Origin of the sequence: Kitasatospora sp. NPDC050543 (genome assembly GCF_044457565.1) — a bacterium.
Lineage (GTDB): Bacteria > Actinomycetota > Actinomycetes > Streptomycetales > Streptomycetaceae > Kitasatospora.
In genome coordinates, this window is record NZ_JBITGZ010000047.1 from 1 (window position 1) to 25,941 (window position 25,941).

Consider the following 25,941-nt stretch of genomic DNA (forward strand, 5'->3'; position numbering starts at 1 on the left):
GAGATCTTGTCCCAGTCCTGGCGGGCCGCGTATCGAAACGATGCCCGCATGAGGTGGACCACGCAGGTCTGGGTGATGGCCTGCGGCCAGACCGTCGAGATGGCGTCCGGCAGGCCCTTGAGGCCGTCGCATACGACCATGCACACGTCTTCGACGCCGCGGTTCTTGATCTCGGTCAGGACCTGGAGCCAGTACTTGGCGCCCTCGCCGCCGTCGCCGGCCCACAGTCCGAGGATGTCGCGGGTGCCATCCACGGTCACCGCGAGGGCGACGTAGATCGGCCGGTTGGCGACCTGCCCGTCGCGGACCTTCACGTGGATGCAGTCGATGAAGATCACCGGGTCGATCGCGTCGAGCGGGCGGTTCTGCCATTCGGCCATCCCGTCCATGACCTTGTCGGTGATGGTGGAGACGGTCGACTTGGACACGCTCGCCCCGTAAACCTCGGCTAGGTGCGCGGAGATGTCACCGTGCGTCAGTCCCCGGGCGGACAGTGACAGCACCATCTCGTCGACGCCGGTCAACCGCCGCTGGCGCTTCTTGACGATCTGCGGCTCGAAACTGCCCTCGCGGTCTCGGGGTACCTCGATCTCGACCGGCCCGATGTCGGTCAGCACGGTCTTGGCGCGGACGCCGTTGCGGCTGTTGCCGCTGCCCGCGCCGGCCCGGTCGTGCTTCTCGTAGCCGAGGTGGTCGGTGATCTCGCCCTCCAGGGCGGACTCCAGCACCCGCTTGGTCAGCTGCTGCAGCAGCCCTCCCTCGCCGGTCAACTGGAGCCCGCTCGCGCGGGCCCGGTCGACCAGCTGCCCGATCAACTGCTCGTCCAGCACGTCCGCCGACAGCTCAGTCGGCCGGACCTCTTCAACCGCCTCAACCGAGACGATCACGTCGCTCATCAGGTGCTCTTCCTTGATCGGGAGATACACCGGTCACCGTACAGACCCCCCCGTGGGATTCGGCAACGGGACGCACAAGTGCGACCAAGGCAGCTCGGGCGTGTGCCGCCCGCCGGTCAACAGCCAGGTCACAGCGCCTGACGTCGCTGTGGCCATCCGCTACAGCAGCCGTCCGGACGTCACCTGTCTGCCCATCGAGCAGGACCCGTCCCTGCGGTGGGGCCTGGTGTGGCGCACCGAGGCAGAGAACGACCTCATCCGCGGTCTCGCACACACCGTATGCAGCCTTGGCACGGCCCGTCTCTGAGCCGACCGGCCCGGGGCCGGTCGGCAGGAGCCGGGCACTCGGGGTGGGCACCGGACCCGGCGGCGGTGCGGCGGCGGCCGGACCCCTTGCCCGTACTGCGACGACGACGGCATCTGACTGCTCGCCATGCGCGGTCACCGCCACGATCGGGCGGATCTCGTCATCCGACAGCCGCTTGAGACTCCAGGATCATCCCGTTGCCCCATCGGCGCATACCTGGGTCAACTCCCTTCCTCTTCCTCACCGAGTGCCGCACCCCCACGCTCGACGTTCGCCCGACCACCGGACCGGCCGGGCCCGGCTGTGCTGATGGCCCTGAGCGGATCTTCGTGAAGGCCACCGTCCCGGCCCCGGGCCAGGGTACGAGCAGCTGTCACGGCCTGTCGTGGGTTCACCCCGTCCCGGGACCTGGTGCCCCTGGGCGTGGCTGGGCCGGGCGGGTGGGGTCACGGGGTGTAGCGGCGTGGCCGCAGGGGGTGGTGGCGGGTGGTGGCGGGAGGCTGGTGCCCCGGAGGCGGACAGAAGAGCGGGAGAGCGTATGAGTGGGCGCAGCAGTCGAGGTGTCCGCGCCCCCACGGCCGTGGGCGGGGACCGGGTGGCTGTTGATCCCGGTGTGCTGGGGACCGCGCTTGCCGTGGTGCTGGCGTTCTCGCTCGCGCAGGGTGCGTGGGAGTGGTTCTCCACCTATCTCGGTGTGACGCTTCTCGTGGTGGTCCTGTCCTTCGGCCGTGTGCCCGCGCCGGCGCCGGGTCGACGGGCTGCCTACGCGGGGGGCCTGACGGCGTACTCGCTGGTCGTGGGTCTGTGCGTGGCATTGGCGGTGGCTCCGGCGCTGCAGCGCTGGGACTGGCTGTTCCCGGCGCCCGGCGCCCGGCGCGCGTGCGTGGAGTCCGGCCGCTACGAGAGTCTGCGGACGCAGGCCGCTCTGGGAGAGCTCACCGGTCGTGACGGTGACGCGTTGGCGTACGCGCAGCGGGAGCAGAGCCGGCAGGCCGTCGACGACTGCCTGGCGGCGACGACGACGCGGTGGCTGCCGGTGTACGCGTTGGGGGCGGCTCTGCTGGTGGGCGCGGCTTCGTGGTCGTGGGCGCGGGCCCGGGCGCGCAGCACGGCGACGGGGCCCGTTTGACCGCGGTGGGCGGCGGCCGCGGCTGCGTGTGCGCCGGCCTCTGCCGGAGCGGCACCCGGTTGCCGGTGGGTGTTGGTTCTGCTGCGGGTGAGCGGTGGCCGAGCGGGATGACCGGCCACCCGTACAGACGGCCGCTGCGCGCAGACTGCCGCCGCCGGGTCGGGGCGGAGTCTGCGCGCATCGTTCGGTCCTGACCGCCCAGGTCCTGCGGTTGTCAGCCTGCCTCGCCGCCGTCTTCGGCCGGCAGGAGTTCGGCGATGATCTCGGTGCCGAGCGCGTAGGCCGGCACGCCCGCGGTGATCAGCGCGGTCTCGGCGACCCCGACGAGGTCGGCGATGCCGGCGCCGGCGTGGAGTGCGCCCTGGGCGTGGATCCGGGCGGGATGTGCCCGGCCGAGTGCCAGCAGCTGCCCGAAGTGGACCAGTTGCTGCACCCGTCCTCCCAGCGGACTGTCGGTCAGCACGATGTGCCGCAGTGCCGCGATCGCCTCCTCGGTGGGGAGCCGGCCGAAGTCCCGGGCCAGGCGCAGCCGGTCCTCCACGCCGCCCGGAACGGTTCCGAGCGTGGCGCGGTAGCGGTCCCGTACGGCCTCGGTACGTCGGGCGATGGTGTCGTCGGTCATGAGGCGACCCGCGCGATCGAGGCTCGCACCGCCTCCAGGGCGCCTTCGGGGAAGTCCACGGCCCCGCCGATCGCCGCCGCCGCGATCTCCGCCTCGGCGCTCTCCTCGATCGCCACCAAGAGGTGGGCGGTGGCCGCCGCATCCGGGCCGAACACCAGCAGCCCGTGGTTGGCCAGCAGGGCCGCGGCCGTCGTAGGCCGTCGTTCCAGGATGTCGGCGATGCCGCGGACCGAGACGTCCGATCCGCGAGGCCCCCAGGGGACCACCGGGACCTCCTCGGGCTGTCCGAAGCGCAGCATCGGCTCGGTCCGGCACGGCAGCGGCCGGTGGGCCACGGCGAAGGCCGTCGCGGCGGGCGAGTGGGTGTGGATGATCGCGCCCACCCGGGGGCGGGCGCGGTACACGGCGCTGTGCATGGCGATGATCTCGGTGCTGACGGACTGCAGTTCGCCCGCGAGGACCCGCCCGTCGAGACTGACGGTCGCCAGGTGCTCGGGCCGCAGCCCGCGGACGAAGCCCGGCGTCAGCAGGAACCGTTCGCCGTCGAGCCTGGCACTGAGGTTGGCGTGTCCGGAGTGGGACATCACCCCCGCCGTGAAGAGGCCCTCGGCGGCTTCGACGAGCTGGTGGGCCTGCTCGGTCACTACTTGTGCGTCTTTCATCCCGGCATCTCCGAAATCTGCTGCCAGCGGCCGCTCATCCGCCGCTGTGCTCGTGCCGACCACTCTTCAACTTGAACTAAGGTTCAAGTCAAACGCTGGGTCCGAACGAGGAGAAGGAGGAGGCGGCGCGTGCTCATGACGATCGGCCAGCTCGCCGAGACGACCAGGGTGCCCGCGTCGGCCATCCGGTTCTGGGAACGCCACGGCCTGTTGCCCACACCCGAACGCCACAGCGGGCAGCGGCGCTACCCACCGGAGGCCGCCGAGCGGATCGTGCTGCTGCGCAAGTGCCAGCAAGCCGGACTGACCCTGGCCGAGATCCGCGAGTTCCAGCAGGACCAGCCGCGTCGCAAGGCGATGATCCGCGCCAAGGTCGCCGAGATCGAACAGCGCATGATCGATCTCGACCACGCCCACCAGCTGCTCACCCATGCCCTCCAGTGCGGCGAGGAGGACATCGTCGGATGCCCGAAGTTCCGGGAGCAGATGACGGCGTGGCAGACACCGGACCAGGTGCCCTGAGGGCCGTGCTCGACCATCCCGGACCAGGGGGTAGGGCTACAGTCGATGACGCGGACGGCGTCGCGCCACGGGACCGCCGCCGTGGCGCGAAACCGGTTGGGATCACGACGCCGCCGACCACTAGGGTATGGGCCGGGCGGCTCCGCGATCATGTCGCCGGCGACCCACCCGGTCCATCACTGACTTCTCCGACGGGGCATCACCACCATGGCCATCAAGACCCGGATAGCCGCCGCCCTGCTGGGCGCCGGTCTCGCCGTCACGGCGGGCGTGCCCGCCGCCGGCGCCGACTCCGCGTTCCACCCGTACGGCGTGCCGAACGTCGTCGAGCTGGGGAACGCTGCCAGTCCTCACTGCCTGGAGATCGCCGACTGGCGCACCGACAACGGCGCCCCCACCCGGCAGTGGGACTGCACCGGCGGCTCCAACCAGCAGTGGTCCTGGACGCGCATCCCCGGCACCGGTTACGTCCTGCGCAACGTCCACAGCGGCAAGTGCCTGGAGATCGACGGCCGGCGTTACGACAGCGGCGCCCCCGGCCAGCAGTGGGACTGCTGGAACGGGAACAACCAGATCTGGTACCCGTTGGCACCGAACCACTGACCCCGGACGGACGGCCGACGGCCCTCACCACACGCGGCAGGGGGCCCACCGATCGCACGCACGGCGGCAGCCGCGGCACCCAACCCCACGACGGCCATTCCCCACAGCGCTGTCCAGGCCTGAACGGGCAGTTGGGCGGGGCTCGCGGGCGTTCCGGGCACGCGGACCGAGGAGCGGCGCGCTCACCCTCGTGTCGGCGGCCGAGCGGGCACGCGTTGGAGGGCCTGCCATCACCAGCCGGGGTAGCAGTCCCACCAGTGGGGGTCACGGGCCGGCCGGTACTCGCCGCCGCCGGGTGAGTCGACGTACTGCTGAAGCAGGTCACGAGCCAACGCGTCTACCACCCAGGCGAGTTCGAGTCGGCTCAGCAACCCGACCGGCAGCGCCTCGACACCGTGCGCGGCACCGAGCAGCGCACCGGCCGTACACGCCACCGAGCTGCCGTCGGGTGCTCCGGCGGCGAACTGCAGGGCGGCGCCCACGGTGTCGCGGCCGGGAAAGCGGGATACCGCGAAGAGGGCGCCGAGCAGTGCCGAGGAGGCCGTCGCATCCGGGGCGATCCAGGCGAGCTGCCCGGGGTCCGGACTGCCGCCGGGTGCCTTCAGCAGGTCGAGGACCGTGTCGGGGGTCGCCGAATGCGGCATGGGCAGGGTACGGATCACCGAATCGAACGGGTGGCCGGCGCCCGGTGCCGAGCTCACCCAGGCAGGAATCGGCTCACTCTCCGTCAGACAGTGAGCCACCAACCGGGCGGCGCCGACAGCGGCGTCCTGCGCGTCCGGAGCACCGTGGGTGAGCGCAGCCGTCTCCCGGACCGCCGCGGCGCAGGTGTCCGTACCGGAGAGAGCCCACAGGACTCCCAGTGGCAGGCCCCGGGTGACCGCGTGCGCGCCCCGGCTGCCGGTGACCGGATTCTCCGGCGTGCCCTGCTTCAGGCCGGCCAGTGCCGCGACGGTCGCCGGTGCGGAGCCTCGCCGCTCGGCCAGGGCCGGCACCTGCGCGATCCAGCCGTCCGGCCAGCGGCTGCCACCACCACGCGCCCAGCGCTCGGAGATCCGGTCGGGCTCGATTCCCTGCAGAACTGCCCAGCGACAGTACGCGTGCCACACCACGGACGCGGCGTGGCAGATGCCCCGGTGGTTCATTCGCACCGAGGCACGGATCGCCCCCTCCACCGTGAACGCAGCCAGTTGGGTACTGACGCCGGCCAGCAACGGCCCTTCGAGCGGCCACCGCCCCCGCACAACGCCTGCCGCGTCCCCGAGCGCCGACCCGAGCAGCAGTCCCCGTACCCGCGACTCGCTCACATCCGCCTTCTCCACCATCGCGCGCCCCCTGTTCGCACCCCACCCGCCACGTCGGTGACATCCCATCACATGAAGGCGGCCGGCACCCCGGCACCCGCATCCGGAGCACGTGGCTCTCGAAGACGGTGTTCGGATCGAGCAGCTGCGGCCCGCCCCGGAGGCCCCGCCACAGCAGCCGCACCAACTCACCGGTGGAAGCGGTGTACCCCTCCCCGTCCCCCGCCGACGCCTCCTCCCCTCCCCCGCCGCCTTCGAAGGCAGGTCACCGCGCCGGCGCGGTAGGTGGTGGGGGCGGTCGCTCATCCACCCGCACCGCTGGAGCTGCAGTAGGTCCTCGGATCCCGGAGGACTCCCCCGCGGTGGCCTCGTCAGCGGATTCCCGAGCCGGGGTTCGCGTCATCCCACTCCTGCCGGGCCCGGGCGATCGGGCCGCGATGCTCCAGCGACCAGTCGGCGAGGGCTTTGACCAGGTGGGTCAGGCTGTGGCCCATCGGCGTCAGGGCGTACTCGACCTGAGGGGGCACGGTCGGGTGGACGGTCCGGGTGAGCAGGCCGTCGCGTTCGAGTCGGCGCACGGTGAGCGTCAGCATCCGCTGGGAGATACCCGGGACCGCGCGCTGGAGCTGGCGGAAGCGGCGCATGCCCTGCGCCAGCTCGACGACGACCAGGACGGACCACTTGTCCCCGATCCGGTCGAGGACGTCACGGATGCCGCAGTCCTCGTGCTCTCCGCCGCAGCTGACGACGGGTCCGGTGGTTACCTCGGTGTGCCCTGCTGACACGGAAGTGCCTCCTTATGCCCTGCGGCGCGAAAGCGCAGGATGGTTACCGAAGAGAACCTACCCGTACAGGAGAGACCGTTGATCCTCGTCACCGGCGCCACCGGCGCCCTGGGCACCCTCATCGCCGAGCAGCTCGCCGACCGCGACGACGTCGTGCTCGGCACGCGCGAGCCCGGGCGGGTGCGCGGGCCGCTGCCCGTACGCCGCATCGACTTCGACGACCCGCGCACCCTCACCGACGGCTTCACCGACGTGGACGTCCTGCTGCTGATCTCCGCCGGCTACGGGGAGGACGACACCGTCATCACCCGCCATGGCGCCGCCATCGACGCGGCCGAGAAGACGGGCGTGGGCCACATCGTCTACACCAGCCTGACCGCGGACGGCGACCACCTGCCCTACGCTCTCCCGCACCGCTGGACCGAACGCCGCCTGCGCTCCGGTGCGGCGAACTGGACGATCCTGCGCAACGGCCTCTACGCGGAACTCCTGGGGCAGCTCGCGGCACCGGGCCCGGACGGCAGGCTGACCGCCCCGCTCGGCGACGGGCGCCTGGCGGCCGTCGCCCGCGCAGACCTCGCGGAGGCCGCCGCCACCGTCGCCCTCGACCCGGCCGCCCACGCGGGACGGAGCTACGAGCTCGTCGGCGAGCGGGCCATCGGCGGTGCCGACCTCGCCCGGGCCCACGGCCCGGCCGCCAGCTACGAACCCGAGACCCTCGCCCGGACCCGCGCGCGCCTCGACGCCTCCGGAGCCGAGCCCTTCCAGGTACCGATGCTGCTCGGCACCTACTCGACGATCGCCGCCGGCTTCATGGACCGTACCGGCGGCGAACTGCGTCAGCTGCTCGGAAGGACACCCCGCCCCGCGCTCGACGTCATCGCGGGCCAGGCCGGATAGCAGCGGCGGTGACCCGCAGTGCGCCCAGCGGGCAGGGCCGGCGCCCGCGCGGCAGCGCTCGCGCCCGCCCCGGCGATGTGGCACGATCGCGCGGGTGACCAGCAGACCCACCACGGCGGAGCACCTGCGCAACCTCGCGCGGCTGCGGCGCGTCCGGGACCGGATCGACCGGGAGTACGCGCAGCCGCTGGACGTCGAGGCGCTCGCGCGCGGTGCGCACATGTCGGCCGGGCACCTCAGCCGCGAGTTCCGGCTCGCCTACGGCGAATCGCCGTACGGCTACCTCATGACCCGGCGCATCGAGCGGGCGATGGCGCTGCTGCGCCGTGGCGACCTCAGCGTCACCGAGGTCTGCTTCGCGGTCGGCTGCTCGTCGCTGGGCACGTTCAGCACCCGCTTCACCGAACTGGTCGGTATGCCGCCCAGCGCCTACCGGCGCGAGGCCGCGCGCGCGACGGCGGGGATGCCGTCGTGCGTCGCGAAACAGGTGACCAGACCGGTCAGGAATCGAGAAGCGCGGTCATCGGGCCGCACCTAGTGTGACGGTCATGGACATCACGATTCACTCGGCCTTCCTCCCGCACGACGACCCGGAGGCCTCGCTGGCCTTCTATCGCGACACCCTCGGCTTCGAGGTCCGCAACGACGTCGGATACGGCGGGATGCGCTGGATCACGGTCGGCCCCGCCGACCAGCCCGGCACGTCCATCGTCCTGTACCCGCCGGCGGCCGACCCCGGCGTCACCGAGGAGGAGCGCCGCACCATCGCCGAGATGATGGCCAAGGGAACCTACGGCATCATCACCCTCGCCACCGCCGACCTCGACGGCACCTTCGCCCGGCTGAAGGCCGGCGCCGCCGAGGTCGTCCAGGAGCCGACCGAACAGCCGTACGGGATCCGCGACTGCGCCTTCCGCGATCCCGCGGGCAACATGATCCGCATCAACGAGCTCCGCTGAGCCAGCCGGCGCGGCCCCGTCCGACAGATGGAGAGACGATGAGCAAGGCCACGAGGACGGACGCGCAGTCGCCTGCGCCGCACGTCGCCGACAGCCACGAGTTGATCCGCGTGCACGGCGCGCGCGTGAACAACCTCAAGGACGTCAGCGTCGAGCTCCCGAAGCGCCGGTTGACGGTGTTCACCGGCGTCTCCGGCTCGGGCAAGAGCTCGCTGGTGTTCGACACGATCGCCGCGGAGTCGCAGCGGCTGATCAACGAGACCTACAGCGCCTTCGTGCAGGGCTTCATGCCGACGCTGGCGCGGCCCGAGGTCGACGTCCTCGAAGGGCTGACCACCGCGATCATCGTCGACCAGCAGCGGATGGGTGCCGACCCCCGCTCCACGGTCGGCACCGCCACCGACGCCAACGCGATGCTGCGCATCCTCTTCAGCCGGCTCGGGCGGCCGCACATCGGCCCGCCGAGCGCGTACGCCTTCAACGTCCCCTCGGTCCGGGCGAGCGGTGCGATCACCGTGGAGCGCGGTGCCAAGAAGGCGGTGAAGGCCACCTTCAACCGCACCGGCGGTATGTGTCCGCGCTGCGAAGGCCGGGGCGCCGTCTCCGACATCGACCTCACCCAGCTCTACGACGACTCCAAGTCGCTCGCCGAGGGCGCGTTCACCATCCCCGGCTGGAAGTCCGACAGCTTCTGGACCGTGCGGGTCTACGCCGAGTCGGGCCTCCTCGACCCGAACAAGCCGATCCGCGAGTTCACCAAGAAGGAGATGCAGGACTTCCTCTACCGGGAGCCGACCAAGGTGAAGGTCGAGGGTGTCAACCTCACCTACGAGGGGCTGATCCCCAAGCTCCAGAAGTCGATGCTCTCGAAGGACCGGGAGGCGATGCAGCCGCACATCCGGGCGTTCGTGGACCGGGCGGTCACCTTCACCACGTGCCCCGAGTGCGACGGCACCCGGCTCAGCGAGGGGGCCCGGTCGTCGAAGATCAAGCGGATCAGCATCGCCGACGCCTGCGCGATGCAGATCAGCGACCTGGCCGACTGGGTCGGCGGCCTCGACGAGCCGTCGGTGGCGCCGCTGCTCGCCACCCTGCGCCAGAGCCTCGACTCGTTCGTGGAGATCGGCCTCGGCTACCTCTCGCTCGACCGGCCGTCGGGGACGCTGTCGGGCGGCGAGGCGCAGCGCGTCAAGATGATCCGCCACCTCGGCTCCTCGCTCACCGACACCACCTACGTCTTCGACGAGCCCACCACGGGCCTGCACCCCCATGACATCCAGCGGATGAACGACCTGCTGCTGCGCCTGCGGGACAAGGGCAACACGGTGCTCGTCGTGGAGCACAAGCCGGAGACCATCGCGATCGCCGACCACATCGTCGACCTCGGCCCCGGCGCCGGTACGGCGGGCGGCACCGTCTGCTTCGAGGGCACCGTCGAGGGGCTGCGGGCGAGCGGCACCATCACCGGCCGCCATTTCGACGACCGGGCCACGCTCAAGGAGAAGGTGCGGACGCCCAGCGGCACGCTGGAGATCCGCGGGGCGACGGCGCACAATCTGCGCGACGTCGACGTCGACGTCCCGCTCGGGGTGCTCGTCGTCGTCACCGGCGTCGCCGGCTCCGGCAAGAGCTCGCTGGTGCACGGGTCGATCCCGGCCGGCGCGGGTGTGGTATCGGTCGGCCAGGGCGCGATCCGCGGCTCGCGGCGGAGCAACCCGGCGACGTACTCGGGGCTGCTCGACCCGATCCGCAAGGCGTTCGCGAAGGCCAACGGCGTGAAGCCGGCGCTGTTCAGTGCCAACTCCGAGGGCGCCTGCCCCACTTGCAACGGCGCCGGCGTCATCTACACCGACCTGGCGATGATGGCCGGCGTCGCCACCACCTGCGAGGACTGCGAGGGGAAGCGGTTCGAGGCATCGGTGCTGGACTACCACCTCGGCGGGCGCGACATCAGCGAGGTGCTCGCGATGTCGGTGACCGAGGCCGAGGAGTTCTTCGGCGCCGGTGAGGCGCGCACGCCCGCCGCGCACGCCGTCCTCGGCCGGCTCGCCGACGTCGGGCTCGGCTATCTCAGCCTCGGACAGCCGCTCACCACGCTGTCCGGCGGTGAGCGGCAGCGGCTCAAGCTGGCCACCCACATGGCGGAGAAGGGCGGCGTGTACGTCCTCGACGAGCCGACCGCCGGCCTCCACCTCGCCGACGTCGAGCAGCTGCTCGGCCTGCTCGACCGGCTCGTCGACGCCGGCAAGTCGGTCATCGTCGTCGAGCACCATCAGGCGGTCATGGCGCACGCCGACTGGATCATCGACCTCGGCCCCGGCGCCGGCCACAACGGCGGCCGGATCGTCTTCGAGGGCACACCCGCCGACCTGGTCGCCGCCCGCGCCACCCTCACCGGCGAGCACCTCGCGGCGTACGTCGGCGGCTGACCCGAGGCCCTCGCCCTCGCGGACACCGCGAGGCGAGGGCCCGAGCGCAAGGCCGGGGGCGGCGGCAGCTACGGCGTCGGCCCCGTCCCCGGGTACGTCACCCCGGCCACCCTCGTCCTGGCACTGGCCGCCGTGGCCCTGCCGGTCTCGACGGCTTACGCCACCGAGTACCGCACCCGGCGCCGGCCCGCGAACCGGCCGGGGGATCGGGCCCGGACCTGATGCGAGTCGTCCCGCGCCCTCGGCCAGATCGTCAGCGGCGATTGCGCGGGTGCTCCCGCGCGGTACGTTCGTTGCCCCGCCGGTAGTTCCCCGTCCAGCGGGCCATCACGCTTTGGGGGTCTCCGCCCTCGACCTCCGCGAGGAACGCCTCGGCACGGGCCCCACGCAGGGTGGCGGCGGTGCTCCGGTGGTGGGTCACTTCGACCGACCCGTCGGGGTACTGCTGGTAGGTGAATCCGGAGGGCGCGGGCAAGGCCGAAGGTCCTTTCGACGGTGAACGACGGGGCCGACCGTTCCACAGACAACCGGAACCGCGCAATCGAATTGAGCGGCCGGCCCCCGGAGGGCTTGGCTGCCGTCCCCTCCTGATCGCCGGCCAACAGTCCAGCAGCCAGCCGCAAACGCGAGCCGCTCCGGTGATCCGGCCGCTGGCGACCAGCCTCTGCCTGGTCTGCCTTCTCCGGCAACGGGTCTGATGCTCACTCAGCCCACAGCCCTAGGTCATCTGGTCGACCGTGATCGGGGCCGCAGACGGAGGCCGGCACCCGCGCCCGGACCGTACGGTGGCCGAATGACCGTTGATCTGGAGAAGTACTTCGCACGCATCGGATGGGACGGGGAGCCCACGCCCACCTCCACCACCCTTCGTTCCCTGCACCACGCGCACGTCCTCGGTCTCCCGTTCGAGAACATCGACGTGGTCGTCGGCTCGGTACCGTCACTGGACATCACCGACCTGCAGGCCAAACTCGTCGAAGGCTCCCGCGGCGGTTACTGCTTCGAGCACAACACGCTCTTCGCCGCCGTCCTGGACCAACTGGGTTTCGAGGTCACCCGCCTCACGGGCCGGGTCCGCGCCGGCGCACGCCCGGGGGAGGTCCGTCCGCGGACCCATATGGTGCTGGCCGTCCGGGTACCCGGCGAACCCGGTCGCAACCTCGCCGACGTCGGCTACGGATCCCTCGGCGCTCTGCTGGAGCCCCTCCCCATGATCCCCGACCAGGTCCGAGAGGGCGCCGGGCGCCACCACCGCCTCATGGTCGAAGCAGCGGAGGGGCCCGCACCCCGCTGGGTGCTCCAGGCGAGGACGGGCGACGACTGGGAGGACCAGAGCGCCTTCACCCTGGACCCGGTCCCCACCCCCGACATCGCGGTCGCCAACTGGTACGTGGCGACCCACCCGCGCTCGCCCTTCCGGCGGCCCTATGTCCAGCGCACCGACGCCACCGGTCACCTGCGGCTCGACGGCACGACGCTCACCCGTACCGAGGCCGCAGGCACGAGCTCGATCCGGCAGGTCGAAGGCGCCGATGAGCTCGGCGAGCTGCTGGAATCGGAGTTCGGGATCGCCCCACCCTCCGGCCTCAGGACGGCCCTGCGCACCCAGTCCGGGTGACCGCCGTGGCGATCACGAGGGTCTGATCACCAGTGCCGCTGACGGGATGAAGCCCGGTGGTCAACGGGGCAGGACCGTGATCCCGGGCATACGGGCGCCTGTCTCGGTGCGGGGCCGATGACGGCTGCCCGGCGCGAACACCACGTACGTGCCGGGCCCGTGGCGTTCGTGCCCTTCGACGACCTCGCCGCTCAACACTTCGCCCAGTCGTGCCGGGCGGGCGTCAGGTGCGGTCACGAAGCAGGTGCGCAGCAGGCCCGCCACGGCCGGGGACATGAGGAACGCGGAAATCCGCCTCATTGCTCCGGCCTCAGGCCTCGAAGCGCCAGATCTCCTCCATCAGGGACGTGTAGCCCTCGGTGTGGCGGACGCGGAAGGCGGACATCGGGAGGGTCTCGAACCCCCACGGGTCGTAGGGCCCGAGCGCGAGGCGGCCGAAGGCCTGCCAGTTGGTGAAGGCCGGTTCCTCGTCGTCCAGTTCTGCGTCATGCCCGGCCAGAGCGGCAGGCGTCAGGCCGAGCGCATCCAGGACGGCGTGGGGATCACCGGTCAGCTGCCGCAGTGTGCTGTCCCAGCCTTCGTAGTGCAGCATCACCCCTCCGGGCAGGTGGATGGTGTCCTCGGAGTGGTTCTCTCCCATGTCGACGCCGACCGATCCGACGATCCGAGCGTCGGGGTAGCGCTGGTGAAGGGCTTCGGTCTCCTCCAGCAGGGGGCACATGTTCCCGTTGTCGGCCAGCGCGGGATCGGAGATGGCGATGACGTTGCCCCAGCAACCGACCCGGATGACGTCAAGGTCGGCCCGCGTCGCCGGGAAGGAGGCCACGGAGTTGGTGAGGGGCAGTTCTTCGAGGACGCAGTCGACGGTGCCGAAGCTCTCGGCGAACCGACGGGCCCGGACCGGGTCGTGGGGAGCAAGGTCCGCGATCGTGGTGCGGGTGCTCGGGCCGGTGGACGTAGGGAAGGGGGGCTGGAGGATGGTGATGGTGTATTCGCCCCATCCGTTGACCTCACGGTCGGGCGGGCAGGTCCAGAAGCTCGTGTCCGTCATGGCCGTCACCGTAGTTGGGGGCACCGACATTTGCGCTCTGCGACGGCCGGCCACCACGTGGGGCGATCACTGCGGCGCGGACAGCGCCGTGAAGTAGCCGGACAGGGCCGTCGCGGTGGCGGCGAGTGGGAAGCGGGCTCCGAGCTGCCCATCCGGGCGGACGATGAATCCGGTCGCGCCGTCGGGGCGGTAGAGGCGGGCGAACTCCCCCGCGGCGTCGAGGTATCCGGGGACGGCCCGGGTGGTGGGAGCCGTCGGGGCGCGATCGCGGGCGAGGACGGCGATGGCCTGTAGGCCGTGGCGGGGCCCTGTGCCGTCGGACGTGCCCGGACTGCCGCCGGTCACCTCCGGCGCCCCGGCCATCCCAGCCGTCTCGGCGGCCTCGGCCAGGTCGGCGGTGTCGGCGGCGTAGAGGAGCAGCACGTGGGCCGGGCGACCGCGAAGGATGTCGAGCAGGCGCAGCGGGTAGGTGGCGATGGGGGTGGTCAGGCCTGTGCAGTCCGGGGCCCGGTCGCCGGGCTGGGGTGCCTCGGCCGGCCCGTACGGGTTGCGGGCGAGCGGGCCATCCCGGTAGCCGACGAGCAGTTGGGCTTCGCGGAGCATCATGGTCCGCGGGTCGTCGGGGTCGGCTTCGATGCCGTGGGTGGCGTGCCGGACGGTCCGGCCGACGACCTCCTCCCCGACCGGCCGGCGTTCGGCGTCGTAGCTGGTGAGCAGGGCGGGCCCGGCCTCCCCGCGAATGACGAGGGCGAGTTTCCAGGCCAGGTTGCAGGCGTCCTGGATGCCGGTGTTCATGCCCTGAGCACCGGTGGGCGGGTGGATGTGGGCGGCGTCGCCGGCGACGAAGACCCGGCCGTCGCCGTAGCGGTCGACGATCCGGTGGCTGATGCGGAAGACGGAGGACCAGCGCATGCGGGAGAGGGTGGCCGGCCTGGGGGCCAGTCGGTCGACGACGGCCTGGATGTGGGACAACTCCGCGGTGCGGCTGCCCTCCAGGCCGTGCGCGACACCGTCGCCCCGCGCGGGCGCCCCGTCGGCCGCCTGGGTGGAGAGCTCGGGCGGGACCAGCATCGACATGCGGTAGCGGCCTGCTCCGGGCAGCGGGATGCAGACCAGCACGTCGTCGGTGGAGCCGTCGCCGGTGTGGTGACTGGAGCGTACTCCGTACCCGGACGGCAGGTCCCAGTCCGCCTCGACGTCGGCGAGCATGTACTCCTCGGGGAAGGCCCCGCCCTCGAAGCCGAGTCCCAGCTGTTTGCGGACGATGCTGTGCGCGCCGTCGCAGCCGATCAGGTAGCGGGCACGGACCTCCTCGGCGGCGCCGGAGGCGGTCACCAGCCTGGCGGTGACGCCGTCCGCGTCCTGGGTGAACGACAGCAGCTCGGTACCGCGTTCGATGGTCGTGCCCAGGCCCGCGACGTACTCCTCCAGGAGGCGCTCGGTCTCGTACTGCGGGAGCGCGGCGAAGCCGTAGGGCACCTCGGGCGGCAGCGCGAGGTCGATCCGCGCCTGTTCCCTGCCGTTGGCGTAGATCAGCTGACCGCGCAGCGGGACGGCGGCCTCCAGCACGGCGCGGGCCAGGCCCATCCGGTCCCAGATCTCCAGGGTCCGTGGCTGGATGCCCACCGCCTTGGCGTACGGAAGGCGCGCCGGCAGCCGGTCGACGAGGCGGCAGCGCACCCCGTGGCGGCGAAGCTCGGCGGCCGCGCTCAGGCCGACCGGGCCGGCGCCGGCGATCAGTACGTCGGTTGTCCGGGTGTACGCCACAGGTGCCTCCCGGTCTCCGCTCCGTGGGCCCGTCCGGTCCCGTACTCCATGGTCGGCCGACGGGGCGAGGGCGGCGAGCCGGGCACCGGGGGCGGTGGTGGTCGGCGGTGGGGCGACGCGGCCCGCACGGCGGCCCGGCGTGATGCCGACCTGGCCGGCTTGGGCGACCGGAGCAGTGAGCCCGGATCTTCTCCTAGGCCGGCCTGTGCCCACAACAGCGAGCCGATCGGATGACGGTCACCAGGTCACCGGTCGACGGGTCTGCTGACGTGCTGATCCGGCGTTGTTCGAGGTCAACGGCGACAGCCGACCGGGACTGCGCATGGATACGGCCCTCGGAGCGGCTGCTCAAGCGAGGCGGGATACCTGGTAGTGGCTGATGTGCCAGCCCTCTGCCTCGTGCTTGACCAGCAGGCTGAGGTACACCGTGAGCGTCGGCCGGTCGGTGAACGAGAAGTCCACGCTCAGATAGCCGAGCACGAGGTCATCGGCCGGCTGCCGGGTTTCGAGAATCCGGTATTCGGCGGTCATCCCGAGCGGCTGGGAGTCGTAGTAGTCGGCGACGCCCTGCCGACCGACGGTGTACGGATGGAGGCCCTGGAAGATCGCGTCCTCGGTGAAGTAGGAGGCGGCACGCTCGGGCTCGTGTGCGTCGACGGCCGCCTTCCACTCGTCGAGGACGCCGCGGAGGATCCTCTCGTGGTCTGCTGTGCTGTCCATCGGCGTTCTCCTGGGTGATCGGCGCCGGCGCTCGGAGCCACCGGGCCGGGCCGGGGGTCACTGGGGGTCACTGGGGGTCACTGGGATGAGGCGAGAGCGGGGTGACCTCGTCGGTGCGCCAGACGCGCAGCGGCATCGAGGAGAGGATCTCCTCCAGCTGGCCGCCGTCGGCGGCGGCGAAGAGTCCGAGCGTGCGCCACTCCCCCGGCTTCAGCGGAGGGCGCCACAGGCGGAGCAGGTGCCCCTGTGTCGCGAGTTCACGCGCGCGTACGGCCTCGCGCGTGCGGACGTCCTCGATGGCCTGCTCCGTGGTCCCGTCCGGGACATGGGTGGTCATCGTGACCAGGAATTCCATGATCATCTCCTTCCCGGGCAGCCGGTCCGCGGCCGCCTCGCCGGCCTGCCATCCGGCCTGGACGCGGCGCCGGCCCGAAGCAGTTGCGGGATCCCTACCTTCAGCATCCGGGCTCGCTGCTCATCGGGGCGACCGGTCTCACCATGACGGACCGTGGTCGACGCCGGGAACCCGGCGCGACGTCCGGAGCCCACTGCGGACACCTGCGGCCCGCCGGCCGTACTGCTGGAGGCTCATCCGACCTCGCGACGGTCGCGCTCGGATCCCAGTATCCCCCGCGGCGGCGACACGGGCGGCTTCGGCCACATTCGGCTCCGCAGTGGGCCCGTTCCGAGACGGGCGCGCGAGCGTGGGCCCTGCGTGGCGAGCTCGCGAGCGGGCGCCGCCCCGAGAGGGTTCGGGCCACCCGAACGACCCGGAGGCATGATGTGACGATCAGTCACCATGGCATCCTGACCGGACCGGTGTACTCCTACAGGACAGCGGGGCCTTAGGATGCGGTCCGACATCTTTCGGCAGACGATCACGGGGGATTGTGATGGCGGGTCAGTGGCGGACGCTCGGCGAGGCGGGCGGCGTGGAGGCGTACGTGCACCGCCCGGAGGGCCGGGTGCGCGGTGCGGTGGTGGTCTGCTCGGAGCTGTACGGGGTGAACGCCTACGCCCGGGCCACCTGCGCGGAGTTGGCGCAGGCCGGGTACGTGGCGCTGGCGCCCGACTACTACTGGCGCAGCACACGGCGCACCGGGCTCGGCTACACGTCCGAGGAGCGCGAGAAGGGCCTGGCGCTGATGACCGCGCTGGATCGCGACGAACTGGTCGCGGACGCCGCGGACGCGCTGGCGTTCGCCCGCGGCGAGGCCGGCGGGCGGGGGGTGGCCTTCCTGGGGCTGAGCATGGGCGGGCACATCGCGGTGCGCGCGGCAACCGAGCTGCGCTTCGAGCTGGCTGCGGTCTTCTACCCGGGCTGGTTGCTCAACAGTGGCTTCCCGCTGGTCGGCCCGGTGCCGCCGCTGGAGGACAGCGAGCGGATCGCCGCCAACGGCGTCTTCCTGCTGGGCTTCAGGGGCGAGGAGGACCACATCATTCTCGCCGAGGAGTGGGAGCAGGCCGAGCAGCGCCTCACCGACGCCAAGATCCCCCACGAGTTGATCAGTTACCCGGGCGCCCGCCACGGCTTCGCCTGCGCCGACCGCCCGGCCGACTACGACCCGGCAGCCGGCGCGGACTCCTGGCGTCGCGTTCACGAGGCTCTGGCGGCCCACCTGTAGCACGCGTGCCGCTCCCACACCGGGGGCGCCGCCGCCCGCAAGCCGCACACGTCCGGCCTGGTCGCGCCGACAGGCCAGGCCGGCGGACTGGCGGTCATCCGCTGCCTCCCCAGCGGCGGCACGCGGCCCTACGGGCCGCTGGCGGGCCCGGTGATGTCGGCGGCTCCGTCGTCATCGAGCCCGCCGAGCCCGTCGAGCCGGTCCACGAGGATCATCGCCACATCGTCCTCCAGGCAGCCATGGGTGTGACGGAGCAAGCCCCGGTGCAGTCCTTCCAGGAACTCCTGCGGGGTGCGGGCGGGCAGCCCCTCCATCGCCTCGGGCAGCGCGAAGAAGTCGCTGTCGCGATTGCGGGCCTCGATCACGCCGTCGGTGTGCAGGAGCAGACGATCGCCGGGCAGGAAGGGATAGCTCTCCACCTTGCCGGCGGGACCGGTGAACAGGTCCTCCAGGCCGAGCGGCGGCAGTGGCGAGGTGGGCATCAGGGCCTGCGCCTTGCCGCGGCGCAGTACCTGGGGTGGCGGATGGCCGCGGTTGACCAGCTCGACCACCGGCCCGTCGGGCACCTGGGCCACGAGCACCGTGACGAACGACTCCGCCTGCTCGACGTCGTCGTCCTGGTCGATCCCCCGTGGCATGGCGCGCTCGCGTCGCAGCGCGGCAGCGCAGTGCTCCAGGACTCCCACCAGGTCGTCCTCGTAGTGCACGGCCTCCCGGAAGGCGCCCAGCACGGCCGCGGCCGAACGCACGGCAGGCAGCCCCTTGCCCCGGACGTCTCCTATGATCATCCGGACCCCGTACCGGGTCTGTACCGCCTCGTACAGATCACCGCCGATCTGGGCCCCGGCCTCTGCCGCGAGGTACATGCTGGCGGTCCGGAGCGGGCCCAGCCGGGCGGGTACCGGCCGCAGCAGGACCTTCTGTGCCGCCACGGCGATCCGGCGGACCTGGTCGAGTTCGCTCTGCCTGCGCGTATGCATGACGCTACTGGTCGTGATACTGGCTGCGGACACCAGGGCTATGGCCAGGAAGTTGGTGTAGACCTGCTGGCTGCCCCACGCCTGGTTGTAGGTGGCGGTGGTCACGCTGACGGCCAGTGCGACCACCGCTGCCGCCACCGTGCCCCGGGGGCCCATGGTGACCGCCGCCAGCGCCGGCGTCGCGGTCAGGAGAGGACCGGTGTACAGGAAGTGCGCGGGTGAGAGCTCAAGCGCCACCACGAGCAGTGCGATCGCGAACGGCACACACCGTGCGAGTGTGTACAGGAACCGGTGGTGACTGCCCGCTCCTGATCGAGGAGCCGAGCGCAGGAGCGACCGCATGCCTACAGCCTGACCCCTGGAAGCGGCGGAGTACCACTCCTCACGCCGTCACTCGCCATCATGTGATCACTCGCGCGGCCGCCCGTCGGAGCGAGCGTGTACGGCGGCGGGCGGCAAGCCGGCAGATAGACAGGCAGGGCAGGCGGGCGGGCAGGCAGGCAGGCAGGCAACGGCGGCTTCTCACTCCCCGACGTAGAGGAACTCCGGCCCGTAGGTCCTCCCACTGCCGTCGGGAAGCTCGAGTTGCACGAGCTTCCGCGCCTCCGTGCGCATCCCGCGCATATGGCCGATAGCGGTGAACAGCGAGTCCGGGTCACCCGTCCTCCAGGCTGCCTGCAGCGCCCGCAGCATGTCGCTGAAATGCAGGTTGAACGCGTCGAGCACCCGCTGGACCTCCGGCGTGGGCGCATTCGCCCCGCCGTTGGCCCACCCGCCCTCGGGCACCCTCCCCATGGGGAAGGCCGGGGGCAAGGGAACGTCGTCGCCCTTGAAATCCCAGACGACCGGGTTCTCCGACACCTTGATCAGCTTCTTGCCGCGGAACATCTCCCGGAACACGTAGAAGTGCGCCAGCTCTCCGGGCTTGCCGGGAAAGGGGTTCTCGGGTGAGGCGGAGGTGCCCTCGCCCTGCTCCTTGATGATCTCGATGGCGGCTCGGACCCGCTCGATGGTGTCGAGCGGAACGATCTCGTTGCCCTGGCCGTGGCCCACGAGGGAGAACTCGATCTGCCGGTCGCCGCTGATCAGATGCTGCTGCGTCTCGAACGCCTCCTCGATCGCGGTGTAGAAGGCCCCGATGGTGGCGGTGGTGTCGAACCGGGCGATCGGATGCTCCGGGCGTTCGATCTCGGAGAACATCTCGACCGAGTCCTTGCTCAGACCTTCGAGGAAGACGATGAGGTCGGGCCGCACGCCGCCCGGCAGCGCGTGCTCGTACTTCGGCACCACCTTGGGATCGGCGAGGACCGGCGTCCCTCCGATGGTGGTGAGCATGTTGCACACGAGTCCCATATGGGTCATCTCGTCGAAGATGATCTCTCGGATGTCCCTGGCGACCGCCTCGCCCGGCTCCTTGATCGACCAGAGGGCGCTCGCGTACGGACCGATGGTCGCGATCTCCACCATGATCGCCTGCTGCAGGGAGTTCTTCAGCCACTCCGCATCGCGGTCCGCGGGGAGGACTCCCATCAGCTCGACGATGGCCTTGCTCTGATAGTCGAGGACCTGGGTCATGCCACACCTCTCTCATCTGTACGCAGACAGAATGAAAACCGTATCCACGCAGCAGGCGGGCCAGGCGACGGGCACCCGAAGCTCGCCGACGGTTCACCCGATCGCGGGCAGCCGGCCCCCGGCACAGCTCACCGCACGGACACGCCACATATGTGACGCGCGCCACGGCGCTCCCGCTGGTACGTATAGGGAGAGCCGAACCGGAGGTGGAGCCATGGTGAGAAGTCGACGGGACATCAACTCCCTGAGCCCGAGCGAGCTGAGCGACTACATCCACGCGATCGACGTCCTGCGCGCCCGCTCGGCCGCCGATCCGGACGACGTGACCGGGTACGACTTCCAGGCAGCGCTGCACAACGACGGCTCCGTCGGCCCGTGCGAGCACGGCAGCGACCTGTTCCTACCGTGGCACCGCGCTCACCTGTACTACTTCGAGAGGCTGCTCCAGGCGGCGGACCCACCGAGAACGGCGAACGTCACCATCCCCTACTGGGACTGGCTCCACCCACAGGCGACGGGCAAGTTCCCCGCCGCGTTCTCGCAGCCCGGGCTGGACTCGGGCCGCAACGAAGACCCGTCGACGCCGCTGCCGGCGAACACCCTCGACATCGTGCTCCACGAGAGCAACCAGGCCGAGTTCGGCGGCTACGTGAAGGGCTCACCGATCGGGAACAAGGGCCGGCTGGAGCGGGGACCGCACGACTACATGCATCCCAACTTCATCGGCGGCCTGATGACGCACCCGACCACGGCCGCGACGGACCCGATCTACTTCAGCTTCCACTGCTTCATCGACCTGCTCTGGGCGGAATGGCAGCGGCGGCACGCGATGCCAGCCCCGACCTCTCCGCAGAGCAAGCTGCGCGGCTTCCTGACGCAGCCCAAGCACAAGGTGGCGGACTTCGCGCAGACGCTGGCACTGGACTACCGGTACGAGTACACCGATCAGCTCAACGCCGCGTTCGACGTACTCGCCCCGCCCACCCCGCTCCCCCTCCCGCCTCCGCTCCTGGAGACGATCCCGCTCATCCCGGTGTCCGGCGCCGACGTCGTGACGGAGCTGCGCGAGAAGGCGCAGGTGCAGTTCGGCATCGCGGCGGCCGCCTCGTACGCGGCACAGGGAAGGCGCGTGGGCCTGCGCCTGGAGGAGGTGAAGATCCCCCTGACGGGAAGCTATCTGCTGCGGGCCTTCTTCCATCCCGTCGACGTCCGGTTCCAGCGCGACGACGAGGAGTTCGCGAAGCGCTTCGACATCGGGTACCTGGCGATGTGGCAGGCCCACCCGCACAGCGAGGGCACCGGACACGACGGACACGGCAACGGCCACCCCGGGCACGGCCAGGGCCAGGGCCAGGGCCAGGGCCACGACGCCGGCCACGGTGACGAGCACCATCACGGCAACGGCAGCGGCCACCCCGGGCCCGGGACGGACACGCATGACCATCCGACCGTGGTCACCGCGCGCTTCGACGTGACGGCCGTGCTCGCCGCCACGGCCGAAGCCGAGGAGCACCTGCTGACGCTCCAGTACCTGCCCTCCCCCACACCGCTGGGCGAGCCTCAACAACCACCCGAGCTGATCGGGGAGATCACACTGAAGAACATCCTGATGGAGGTGTACGGCTAGCATGCGCACGCCCGTGTTCGAGCTCCATATCCGGCCGATGTTCCGCGCCACCGACAAGGCCCACATGGGATTCGCAGTCGACCTGTGGGACTACGACGACGTCGTCGCGAACGCCGACGGCATCCTGGCACGACTGCAGAGCGACATGCCGCCCAGCGAGACCGGCGGACCGTGGCCGGAGGAGTGGGTCACGCTCTTCCAGCGCTGGAAGGACGGCGCCCGCAAGCGCCTGGACCTCGGCACCGCCACCTTCGCCTTCCAGCAGGGCAGCACCAGGACCACCATCACCGCGACCGGCACCTTTCCGGCCGCCGGCGTGGAGGGCTGGTTGCAGCTGGAGAGCGAGACGGACACCTCGAAGACGTACGTCCTGTACTTCGAGGCCCCGGACACCCCCGTGGGCGGCACGCCCCAGGCCTTCACCCTGAAGGAGAGCTACCTCTCCACCGACACCCGGTCCGTCTTCGTCCACAGCAGCGCCGGCACCCAGCAACTGCACTGACGGCGTCGCCCGGGCCCTGGGCGTGGGTACCCCCGCCCGGGCACCCACGCCCGTCCTACTCCGCCCCGCCCCATTCCGCCCCGTCCCCCACGGCTCCGTCCCGCTCGGCGGGTTCCCGGGGCCGCGTCCGACGATGCGTCAGGCGGTCTGTTCCTGCTCCGCCTCCACCCGGGCGTTCCACTCGCGCTTGCCCGCCCGCCATGCCTCGTCGCTGTGGCCGAGCCGCCAGTAGCCCGAGATCGACAGCTGCTCGCGCGGCACGCCACGGTCCAGGCGCAGGTGGCGCCGCAGCTCCTTCACGAAGCCCGCCTCACCGTGCACGAAGGCCGACACCTCACCGGACGGGAACTCCAGCGCGCCCACCGCCTCGATGAGCGCCTCACCCACGGGGCGGTCGCCACGATGCAGCCAGCCGATGCCGACGCCGTCGGGCGTGACGATCTTCTGTTCCTCCCCCGGGCCCGGGACCTCGACGAAGGCGTGCACCACGGCACCCGCCGGCATGTGCTCCATTGCCGCGGCGATCGCGGGCAGCGCGCTCTCGTCCCCCACCAGCAGATGCCAGTCGGCGGCCGGGTCCGGGGTGTAGCCGCCGCCGGTGCCGGTGAAGCGCACCCTCTCCCCGGGCTGCGCCGTGGCCGCCCAGGGTCCCGCCACGCCCTCGTCGCCGTGCACCACGAAGTCGACGGTCAGCTCGCGCAGTTCCGGATCCCAGGCCCGCACCGTGTACGTCCGGGACACCGGCCACTGCTCACGCGGGAACTCCTCCCGGATCCGCGCCAGATCGAACGGCTCCGGATAGCTCACGCCCTCCGCCGCGAACAGCAGCTTGAAGTACTGATCGGTGAAAGCCGACCCCTCGAACGCGTCCAGCCCCTCACCCCCGAGAACGAGTCGCACCATGTGCGGCGTGATCCGCTCGACGCGCAGCACCCGCGCCTCACGTACCTGTGGTGTCCTTCGTGCCGGCTGATCTGCCATTGAGCCCCCTTGAATTGACATGCTTATGCCGACCCAAGCTAACACCTCCCGGGCCTGCCGAATTGAATGCCGGTGGGACCGCCACCAGCCCGATTGCGGCTCCAGTGCACGACGGGCCGGCGGAGCGGCGAGTTCCAGGGCACCCGGCGGCCGTGCGCGCCCGCGTCAGGGCGACGGCAAGCGCGCGGGCGCGGGCGCCGGCGCGAGCTGCTCGGCGAGGGTGGTGAGTACGGCGCCGAGCGGGAGCGAGACCTTGGCCGCCGCGTAGGGGTCCCCGCGCGTCTCGCCCTGGTTGACGATCGCGACCGGTCTGCCGGTGCGGTCGGCGTGGCGGACGAAGCGCAGGCCCGACATGACCGTCAGGGACGAGCCGAGGACGAGGAGTGTTCGCGCGGCGTCGACCAGGCCGTAACACTGCTGGACCCGGGGCTTGGGGACGCTCTCGCCGAAGAAGACCACGTCGGGTTTGAGGATCCCCCCGCATCCCTCGCACGGTGCGACGCGGAAGGCCTCCACCAGCGCGTCCGGGAGTCGGACGTCCCCGTCCGGGTTCAGCCGTACACCCGTGACCTCGTCCCGGAAGGACCCGTTCAGGGCGCGCAGCCGCTGGTCGAGGTCCGCGCGGCTGCTCGTACGCCGGCAGCCCAGACAGACCACCCGGTCGAGGCCGCCGTGCAGCTCCACGGCGCCGAGCGTGCCGGCGGCGCGGTGCAGCCCGTCCACGTTCTGGGTGATCACGGCCGAGACGTGGCCGGAGCGCCGCAGGGCCTCGACGGCCCGGTGGCCGGCATTGGGCTCGGCCCTAGCGATCGCCCGCCAGCCGACGTGACTGCGTGCCCAGTACCTTCGGCGGCCTTCCTCGCTCGCCGTGAACTCCTGGTACGTCATGGGCGTGTGGCGGCGCAGGCTGCCGGTGGCACCCCGGTAGTCGGGGATGCCCGACTCGGTGGAGAGACCGGCGCCACTCAGCACGGCGACCCCCCGCCCGGAAAGCAGGCGCCCGACCTCCTCCAGGCCGGCGCCCCGCGACGCCGGTCGGCGCTCCGGCCCGTCGTCGGGCATCGGATCTGCATGCATGCAAGCAGCATAGATCGGCACGGATCCGAACGGCGGCGCCGCTGTCCGGGGGGCCTACCGGTCTCGCCATGGCCGCCTCCGCCGTGGCCGTGGCCGTGCGGTGCCCGGCCCGCGACCGGTCGTACCGCGGCTGCGCCTCCCCCTGCCACGGCCCGGAGCGGAGTCCGAAGGACGATTTCGGGCAAGGGGCCGTCAGGTCAGATCGAGGATCAGCTTTCCGGTGTTCTCGCCGCGGAAGAGGAGCTGAAGGGTCTCGGGGAAGTCGTCCACCGTCCCCTTGACCACGTGCTCCTTGAGCTTGATGCGGCCGGTCGCGATCAAGCCGGCGATCTCGCGGGCGGCCTCCGCGAAGCGCGGCGCGTAGTCGAAGACCACGAACCCCTCCATCCGCGCGCGGCGCACCAGCAGGGACAGGTAGTTCGAGGGCCCCTGCACGGGCGTCTCGTTGTTGTACTGGCTGATGGCGCCGCAGACCACCACGCGGGCGTGCATCGCGAGCCGGGTCAGCGCGGCGTCGAGGATCTCGCCGCCGACGTTGTCGAAGTAGACGTCGATGCCGTCGGGCGCATGGGTGCGCAGCGCCTTCCTGACGTCCTCGGTGCGGTAGTCGATCGCCGCGTCGAAGCCGAGTTCGCCGGTCAACAGAGCGCACTTCTCGGCGCTTCCGGCGATGCCGATGACACGACACCCCTTGGCCTTGGCGATCTGGCCCGCGATGGTGCCGACGGCGCCGGCCGCTCCGGAGATCACGACCGTCTCGCCCTCCTTGACGGCTCCGACGTCCAGCAGCCCGAAGTAGGCCGTCATGCCGGACATGCCCAGCGCACCGAGGTGGGTGGCGAGCGGGGCGAGCGACGGGTCGATCCTCAGTGCGCCGCGGCCGTCGGAGACGACGTGCTCCTGGACGCCGAAGCTGCCGACCACGTGGTCGCCGGGCCGGAAGCCGGGGTGGTCCGACGCGGTGACCTCGATGACCGAACCGGCGCGCATGACCTCGCCGATGCCCACGGGCGGCAGGTACGAGGGGCGGTCGTCGAGCCACCCGCGCATCGCCGGGTCCAGCGAGATGAGTCGGGTCCGGCCCGCGAACATGCCTTCGCCGGGCGGCACGACCGCCTCCGTCACGTGCTCCCAGTCCTCCGGTTGGACGTTGCCCACCGGACGGCGGGCAAGGCGGATCTGGCGGTTCGTTCCCGGCATGACGTCTCCTGTGGCTGGCGTGTGCCGACCGGCGCTCGGACCGCCCGATCGGCCTGGACCCGACCCTCCGGCCGCCAGGTGATGACGTTCGAAGGGGTGG

General features: G+C 71.4%; 27 protein-coding genes and 1 pseudogene. 12 read left to right on the top strand and 16 right to left on the bottom strand.

All coding sequences use genetic code 11. The features are described from left to right. Positions 1-887, bottom strand: an 887-nt coding sequence (locus tag ACIBH3_RS32925) for an IS256 family transposase (protein ID WP_396315817.1), incomplete at its 3' end; no start/stop codon positions are given. A gap of 61 nt (positions 888-948) precedes the next feature. Between ACIBH3_RS32925 and ACIBH3_RS32930 the strand changes: the two genes are divergently transcribed. After that, positions 949-1,203 (top strand): hypothetical protein, encoded by a 255-nt coding sequence (locus tag ACIBH3_RS32930; RefSeq protein ID WP_396315778.1) that lies wholly within the window; start codon positions 949-951, stop codon positions 1,201-1,203. Positions 1,204-1,798: 595 nt separating this feature from the next. Next, positions 1,799-2,332 carry a hypothetical protein gene (locus ACIBH3_RS32935; protein WP_396315779.1) on the top strand — a complete coding sequence of 178 codons (534 nt, stop codon included), beginning with the start codon at positions 1,799-1,801 and terminating at the stop codon, positions 2,330-2,332. Between the two features lie 214 nt (positions 2,333-2,546). Here ACIBH3_RS32935 and ACIBH3_RS32940 read toward each other — a convergent pair whose 3' ends face one another. Together ACIBH3_RS32940 and ACIBH3_RS32945 are read right to left on the bottom strand one after the other, a co-directional pair. Further along, the gene (locus tag ACIBH3_RS32940; RefSeq protein WP_396315780.1) at positions 2,547-2,954 is read right to left on the bottom strand and encodes a carboxymuconolactone decarboxylase family protein; all 408 of its coding nucleotides are present in this window, start codon (positions 2,952-2,954) and stop codon (positions 2,547-2,549) included. Further along, positions 2,951-3,616, bottom strand: coding sequence for a class II aldolase/adducin family protein (locus tag ACIBH3_RS32945; protein ID WP_396315781.1), 666 nt, complete (start codon positions 3,614-3,616; stop codon positions 2,951-2,953). Before ACIBH3_RS32945 ends, ACIBH3_RS32940 begins: the two co-directional genes overlap by 4 nt. Positions 3,617-3,751: 135 nt before the next feature. Between ACIBH3_RS32945 and ACIBH3_RS32950 the strand changes: the two genes are divergently transcribed. Together ACIBH3_RS32950 and ACIBH3_RS32955 are read left to right on the top strand one after the other, a co-directional pair. After that, on the top strand, positions 3,752-4,138 hold the full coding sequence (locus ACIBH3_RS32950; protein WP_396315818.1) for a MerR family transcriptional regulator: 387 nt from the start codon (positions 3,752-3,754) through the stop codon (positions 4,136-4,138). A gap of 207 nt (positions 4,139-4,345) precedes the next feature. Then, positions 4,346-4,741: an RICIN domain-containing protein gene (locus ACIBH3_RS32955; protein WP_396315782.1), complete on the top strand. Its 396-nt coding sequence runs from the start codon at positions 4,346-4,348 to the stop codon at positions 4,739-4,741. A gap of 230 nt (positions 4,742-4,971) precedes the next feature. Here ACIBH3_RS32955 and ACIBH3_RS32960 read toward each other — a convergent pair whose 3' ends face one another. Beyond that, on the bottom strand, positions 4,972-6,048 hold the full coding sequence (locus tag ACIBH3_RS32960) for an ADP-ribosylglycohydrolase family protein (protein WP_396315783.1): 1,077 nt from the start codon (positions 6,046-6,048) through the stop codon (positions 4,972-4,974). A gap of 368 nt (positions 6,049-6,416) precedes the next feature. Further along, positions 6,417-6,830 carry a winged helix-turn-helix transcriptional regulator gene (locus ACIBH3_RS32965; RefSeq protein ID WP_396315784.1) on the bottom strand — a complete coding sequence of 138 codons (414 nt, stop codon included), beginning with the start codon at positions 6,828-6,830 and terminating at the stop codon, positions 6,417-6,419. 78 nt (positions 6,831-6,908) lie between these two features. Between ACIBH3_RS32965 and ACIBH3_RS32970 the strand changes: the two genes are divergently transcribed. From ACIBH3_RS32970 to ACIBH3_RS32985, 4 genes are all read left to right on the top strand, one after another. After that, positions 6,909-7,730: an NAD(P)H-binding protein gene (locus ACIBH3_RS32970; RefSeq protein WP_396315785.1), complete on the top strand. Its 822-nt coding sequence runs from the start codon at positions 6,909-6,911 to the stop codon at positions 7,728-7,730. A 94-nt stretch (positions 7,731-7,824) separates the two neighbouring features. Then, positions 7,825-8,268, top strand: a complete 444-nt coding sequence (locus ACIBH3_RS32975) for a helix-turn-helix transcriptional regulator (protein ID WP_396315786.1) — start codon at positions 7,825-7,827, stop codon at positions 8,266-8,268. Between the two features lie 10 nt (positions 8,269-8,278). Continuing rightward, positions 8,279-8,689 (top strand): VOC family protein, encoded by a 411-nt coding sequence (locus tag ACIBH3_RS32980; RefSeq protein ID WP_396315787.1) that lies wholly within the window; start codon positions 8,279-8,281, stop codon positions 8,687-8,689. Between the two features lie 38 nt (positions 8,690-8,727). Continuing rightward, positions 8,728-11,118: an ATP-binding cassette domain-containing protein gene (locus ACIBH3_RS32985; RefSeq protein ID WP_396315788.1), complete on the top strand. Its 2,391-nt coding sequence runs from the start codon at positions 8,728-8,730 to the stop codon at positions 11,116-11,118. 253 nt (positions 11,119-11,371) lie between these two features. On the opposite strand, the gene ACIBH3_RS32990 is transcribed toward ACIBH3_RS32985, so the two are convergent. After that, on the bottom strand, positions 11,372-11,593 hold the full coding sequence (locus ACIBH3_RS32990) for a hypothetical protein (protein ID WP_396315789.1): 222 nt from the start codon (positions 11,591-11,593) through the stop codon (positions 11,372-11,374). A 318-nt stretch (positions 11,594-11,911) separates the two neighbouring features. Here ACIBH3_RS32990 and ACIBH3_RS32995 point away from each other — a divergent pair, with 318 nt between their 5' ends. After that, the gene (locus ACIBH3_RS32995) at positions 11,912-12,736 is read left to right on the top strand and encodes an arylamine N-acetyltransferase (protein ID WP_396315790.1); all 825 of its coding nucleotides are present in this window, start codon (positions 11,912-11,914) and stop codon (positions 12,734-12,736) included. Between the two features lie 60 nt (positions 12,737-12,796). On the opposite strand, the pseudogene ACIBH3_RS33000 reads toward ACIBH3_RS32995, so the two are convergent. From ACIBH3_RS33000 to ACIBH3_RS33020, 5 genes and pseudogenes are all read right to left on the bottom strand, one after another. Continuing rightward, a pseudogene (locus tag ACIBH3_RS33000) lies at positions 12,797-12,934 on the bottom strand (anti-sigma factor); the annotation flags it as partial. A 112-nt stretch (positions 12,935-13,046) separates the two neighbouring features. After that, positions 13,047-13,787 (bottom strand): DUF6333 family protein, encoded by a 741-nt coding sequence (locus ACIBH3_RS33005; RefSeq protein ID WP_396315791.1) that lies wholly within the window; start codon positions 13,785-13,787, stop codon positions 13,047-13,049. Positions 13,788-13,853: 66 nt separating this feature from the next. After that, a complete protein-coding gene (locus ACIBH3_RS33010) occupies positions 13,854-15,554 on the bottom strand; it encodes an FAD-dependent monooxygenase (protein WP_396315792.1) in 1,701 nt (566 codons plus the stop codon). A 348-nt stretch (positions 15,555-15,902) separates the two neighbouring features. Beyond that, positions 15,903-16,274, bottom strand: a complete 372-nt coding sequence (locus tag ACIBH3_RS33015) for a YybH family protein (protein WP_396315793.1) — start codon at positions 16,272-16,274, stop codon at positions 15,903-15,905. A gap of 67 nt (positions 16,275-16,341) precedes the next feature. Then, positions 16,342-16,629, bottom strand: coding sequence for a muconolactone Delta-isomerase family protein (locus tag ACIBH3_RS33020; protein ID WP_396315794.1), 288 nt, complete (start codon positions 16,627-16,629; stop codon positions 16,342-16,344). A gap of 538 nt (positions 16,630-17,167) precedes the next feature. Here ACIBH3_RS33020 and ACIBH3_RS33025 point away from each other — a divergent pair. Then, positions 17,168-17,899 (top strand): dienelactone hydrolase family protein, encoded by a 732-nt coding sequence (locus ACIBH3_RS33025; RefSeq protein WP_396315795.1) that lies wholly within the window; start codon positions 17,168-17,170, stop codon positions 17,897-17,899. A 128-nt stretch (positions 17,900-18,027) separates the two neighbouring features. Here ACIBH3_RS33025 and ACIBH3_RS33030 read toward each other — a convergent pair whose 3' ends face one another. Together ACIBH3_RS33030 and ACIBH3_RS33035 are read right to left on the bottom strand one after the other, a co-directional pair. Continuing rightward, entirely contained in the window at positions 18,028-19,143 is a 1,116-nt protein-coding gene (locus tag ACIBH3_RS33030) for a PP2C family protein-serine/threonine phosphatase (protein WP_396315796.1), read from the bottom strand. Positions 19,144-19,401: 258 nt separating this feature from the next. Next, entirely contained in the window at positions 19,402-20,454 is a 1,053-nt protein-coding gene (locus ACIBH3_RS33035) for a ferritin-like domain-containing protein (protein ID WP_396315797.1), read from the bottom strand. Positions 20,455-20,668: 214 nt separating this feature from the next. On the opposite strand from ACIBH3_RS33035, the gene ACIBH3_RS33040 reads away from it, so the two are divergent. Together ACIBH3_RS33040 and ACIBH3_RS33045 are read left to right on the top strand one after the other, a co-directional pair. Further along, positions 20,669-22,081 (top strand): tyrosinase family protein, encoded by a 1,413-nt coding sequence (locus ACIBH3_RS33040; protein ID WP_396315798.1) that lies wholly within the window; start codon positions 20,669-20,671, stop codon positions 22,079-22,081. 1 nt (position 22,082) lies between these two features. Continuing rightward, positions 22,083-22,583, top strand: coding sequence for a hypothetical protein (locus tag ACIBH3_RS33045; protein ID WP_396315799.1), 501 nt, complete (start codon positions 22,083-22,085; stop codon positions 22,581-22,583). 138 nt (positions 22,584-22,721) lie between these two features. Here ACIBH3_RS33045 and ACIBH3_RS33050 read toward each other — a convergent pair whose 3' ends face one another. The 3 genes from ACIBH3_RS33050 to ACIBH3_RS33060 all read right to left on the bottom strand — a co-directional run bounded on the left by ACIBH3_RS33050 (position 22,722) and on the right by ACIBH3_RS33060 (position 25,841). Continuing rightward, positions 22,722-23,564, bottom strand: coding sequence for a siderophore-interacting protein (locus tag ACIBH3_RS33050; protein ID WP_396315800.1), 843 nt, complete (start codon positions 23,562-23,564; stop codon positions 22,722-22,724). 165 nt (positions 23,565-23,729) lie between these two features. Then, entirely contained in the window at positions 23,730-24,641 is a 912-nt protein-coding gene (locus tag ACIBH3_RS33055; RefSeq protein WP_396315801.1) for an NAD-dependent protein deacetylase, read from the bottom strand. Between the two features lie 192 nt (positions 24,642-24,833). Then, positions 24,834-25,841 (bottom strand): NADP-dependent oxidoreductase, encoded by a 1,008-nt coding sequence (locus ACIBH3_RS33060; protein WP_396315802.1) that lies wholly within the window; start codon positions 25,839-25,841, stop codon positions 24,834-24,836. Positions 25,842-25,941 lie beyond the last annotated feature (100 nt).

Excerpts from the sequence above, each read along its gene's own strand:
- ACIBH3_RS33035 (WP_396315797.1), bottom strand. The coding sequence starts at position 20,454 with ATGACCCAGGTCCTCGACTATCAGAGCAAGGCCATCGTCGAGCTGATG.
- ACIBH3_RS32955 (WP_396315782.1), top strand. The coding sequence starts at position 4,346 with ATGGCCATCAAGACCCGGATAGCCGCCGCCCTGCTGGGCGCCGGTCTC.
- ACIBH3_RS32980 (WP_396315787.1), top strand. The coding sequence starts at position 8,279 with ATGGACATCACGATTCACTCGGCCTTCCTCCCGCACGACGACCCGGAG.
- ACIBH3_RS32995 (WP_396315790.1), top strand. The coding sequence starts at position 11,912 with ATGACCGTTGATCTGGAGAAGTACTTCGCACGCATCGGATGGGACGGG.
- ACIBH3_RS33060 (WP_396315802.1), bottom strand. The coding sequence starts at position 25,841 with ATGCCGGGAACGAACCGCCAGATCCGCCTTGCCCGCCGTCCGGTGGGC.
- ACIBH3_RS32945 (WP_396315781.1), bottom strand. The coding sequence starts at position 3,616 with ATGAAAGACGCACAAGTAGTGACCGAGCAGGCCCACCAGCTCGTCGAA.
- ACIBH3_RS33055 (WP_396315801.1), bottom strand. The coding sequence starts at position 24,641 with ATGCATGCAGATCCGATGCCCGACGACGGGCCGGAGCGCCGACCGGCG.
- ACIBH3_RS33015 (WP_396315793.1), bottom strand. The coding sequence starts at position 16,274 with ATGGACAGCACAGCAGACCACGAGAGGATCCTCCGCGGCGTCCTCGAC.
- ACIBH3_RS33050 (WP_396315800.1), bottom strand. The coding sequence starts at position 23,564 with ATGGCAGATCAGCCGGCACGAAGGACACCACAGGTACGTGAGGCGCGG.
- ACIBH3_RS32950 (WP_396315818.1), top strand. The coding sequence starts at position 3,752 with ATGACGATCGGCCAGCTCGCCGAGACGACCAGGGTGCCCGCGTCGGCC.
- ACIBH3_RS33005 (WP_396315791.1), bottom strand. The coding sequence starts at position 13,787 with ATGACGGACACGAGCTTCTGGACCTGCCCGCCCGACCGTGAGGTCAAC.
- ACIBH3_RS32985 (WP_396315788.1), top strand. The coding sequence starts at position 8,728 with ATGAGCAAGGCCACGAGGACGGACGCGCAGTCGCCTGCGCCGCACGTC.
- ACIBH3_RS33025 (WP_396315795.1), top strand. The coding sequence starts at position 17,168 with ATGGCGGGTCAGTGGCGGACGCTCGGCGAGGCGGGCGGCGTGGAGGCG.
- ACIBH3_RS33040 (WP_396315798.1), top strand. The coding sequence starts at position 20,669 with ATGGTGAGAAGTCGACGGGACATCAACTCCCTGAGCCCGAGCGAGCTG.
- ACIBH3_RS33045 (WP_396315799.1), top strand. The coding sequence starts at position 22,083 with ATGCGCACGCCCGTGTTCGAGCTCCATATCCGGCCGATGTTCCGCGCC.
- ACIBH3_RS32940 (WP_396315780.1), bottom strand. The coding sequence starts at position 2,954 with ATGACCGACGACACCATCGCCCGACGTACCGAGGCCGTACGGGACCGC.
- ACIBH3_RS33020 (WP_396315794.1), bottom strand. The coding sequence starts at position 16,629 with ATGGAATTCCTGGTCACGATGACCACCCATGTCCCGGACGGGACCACG.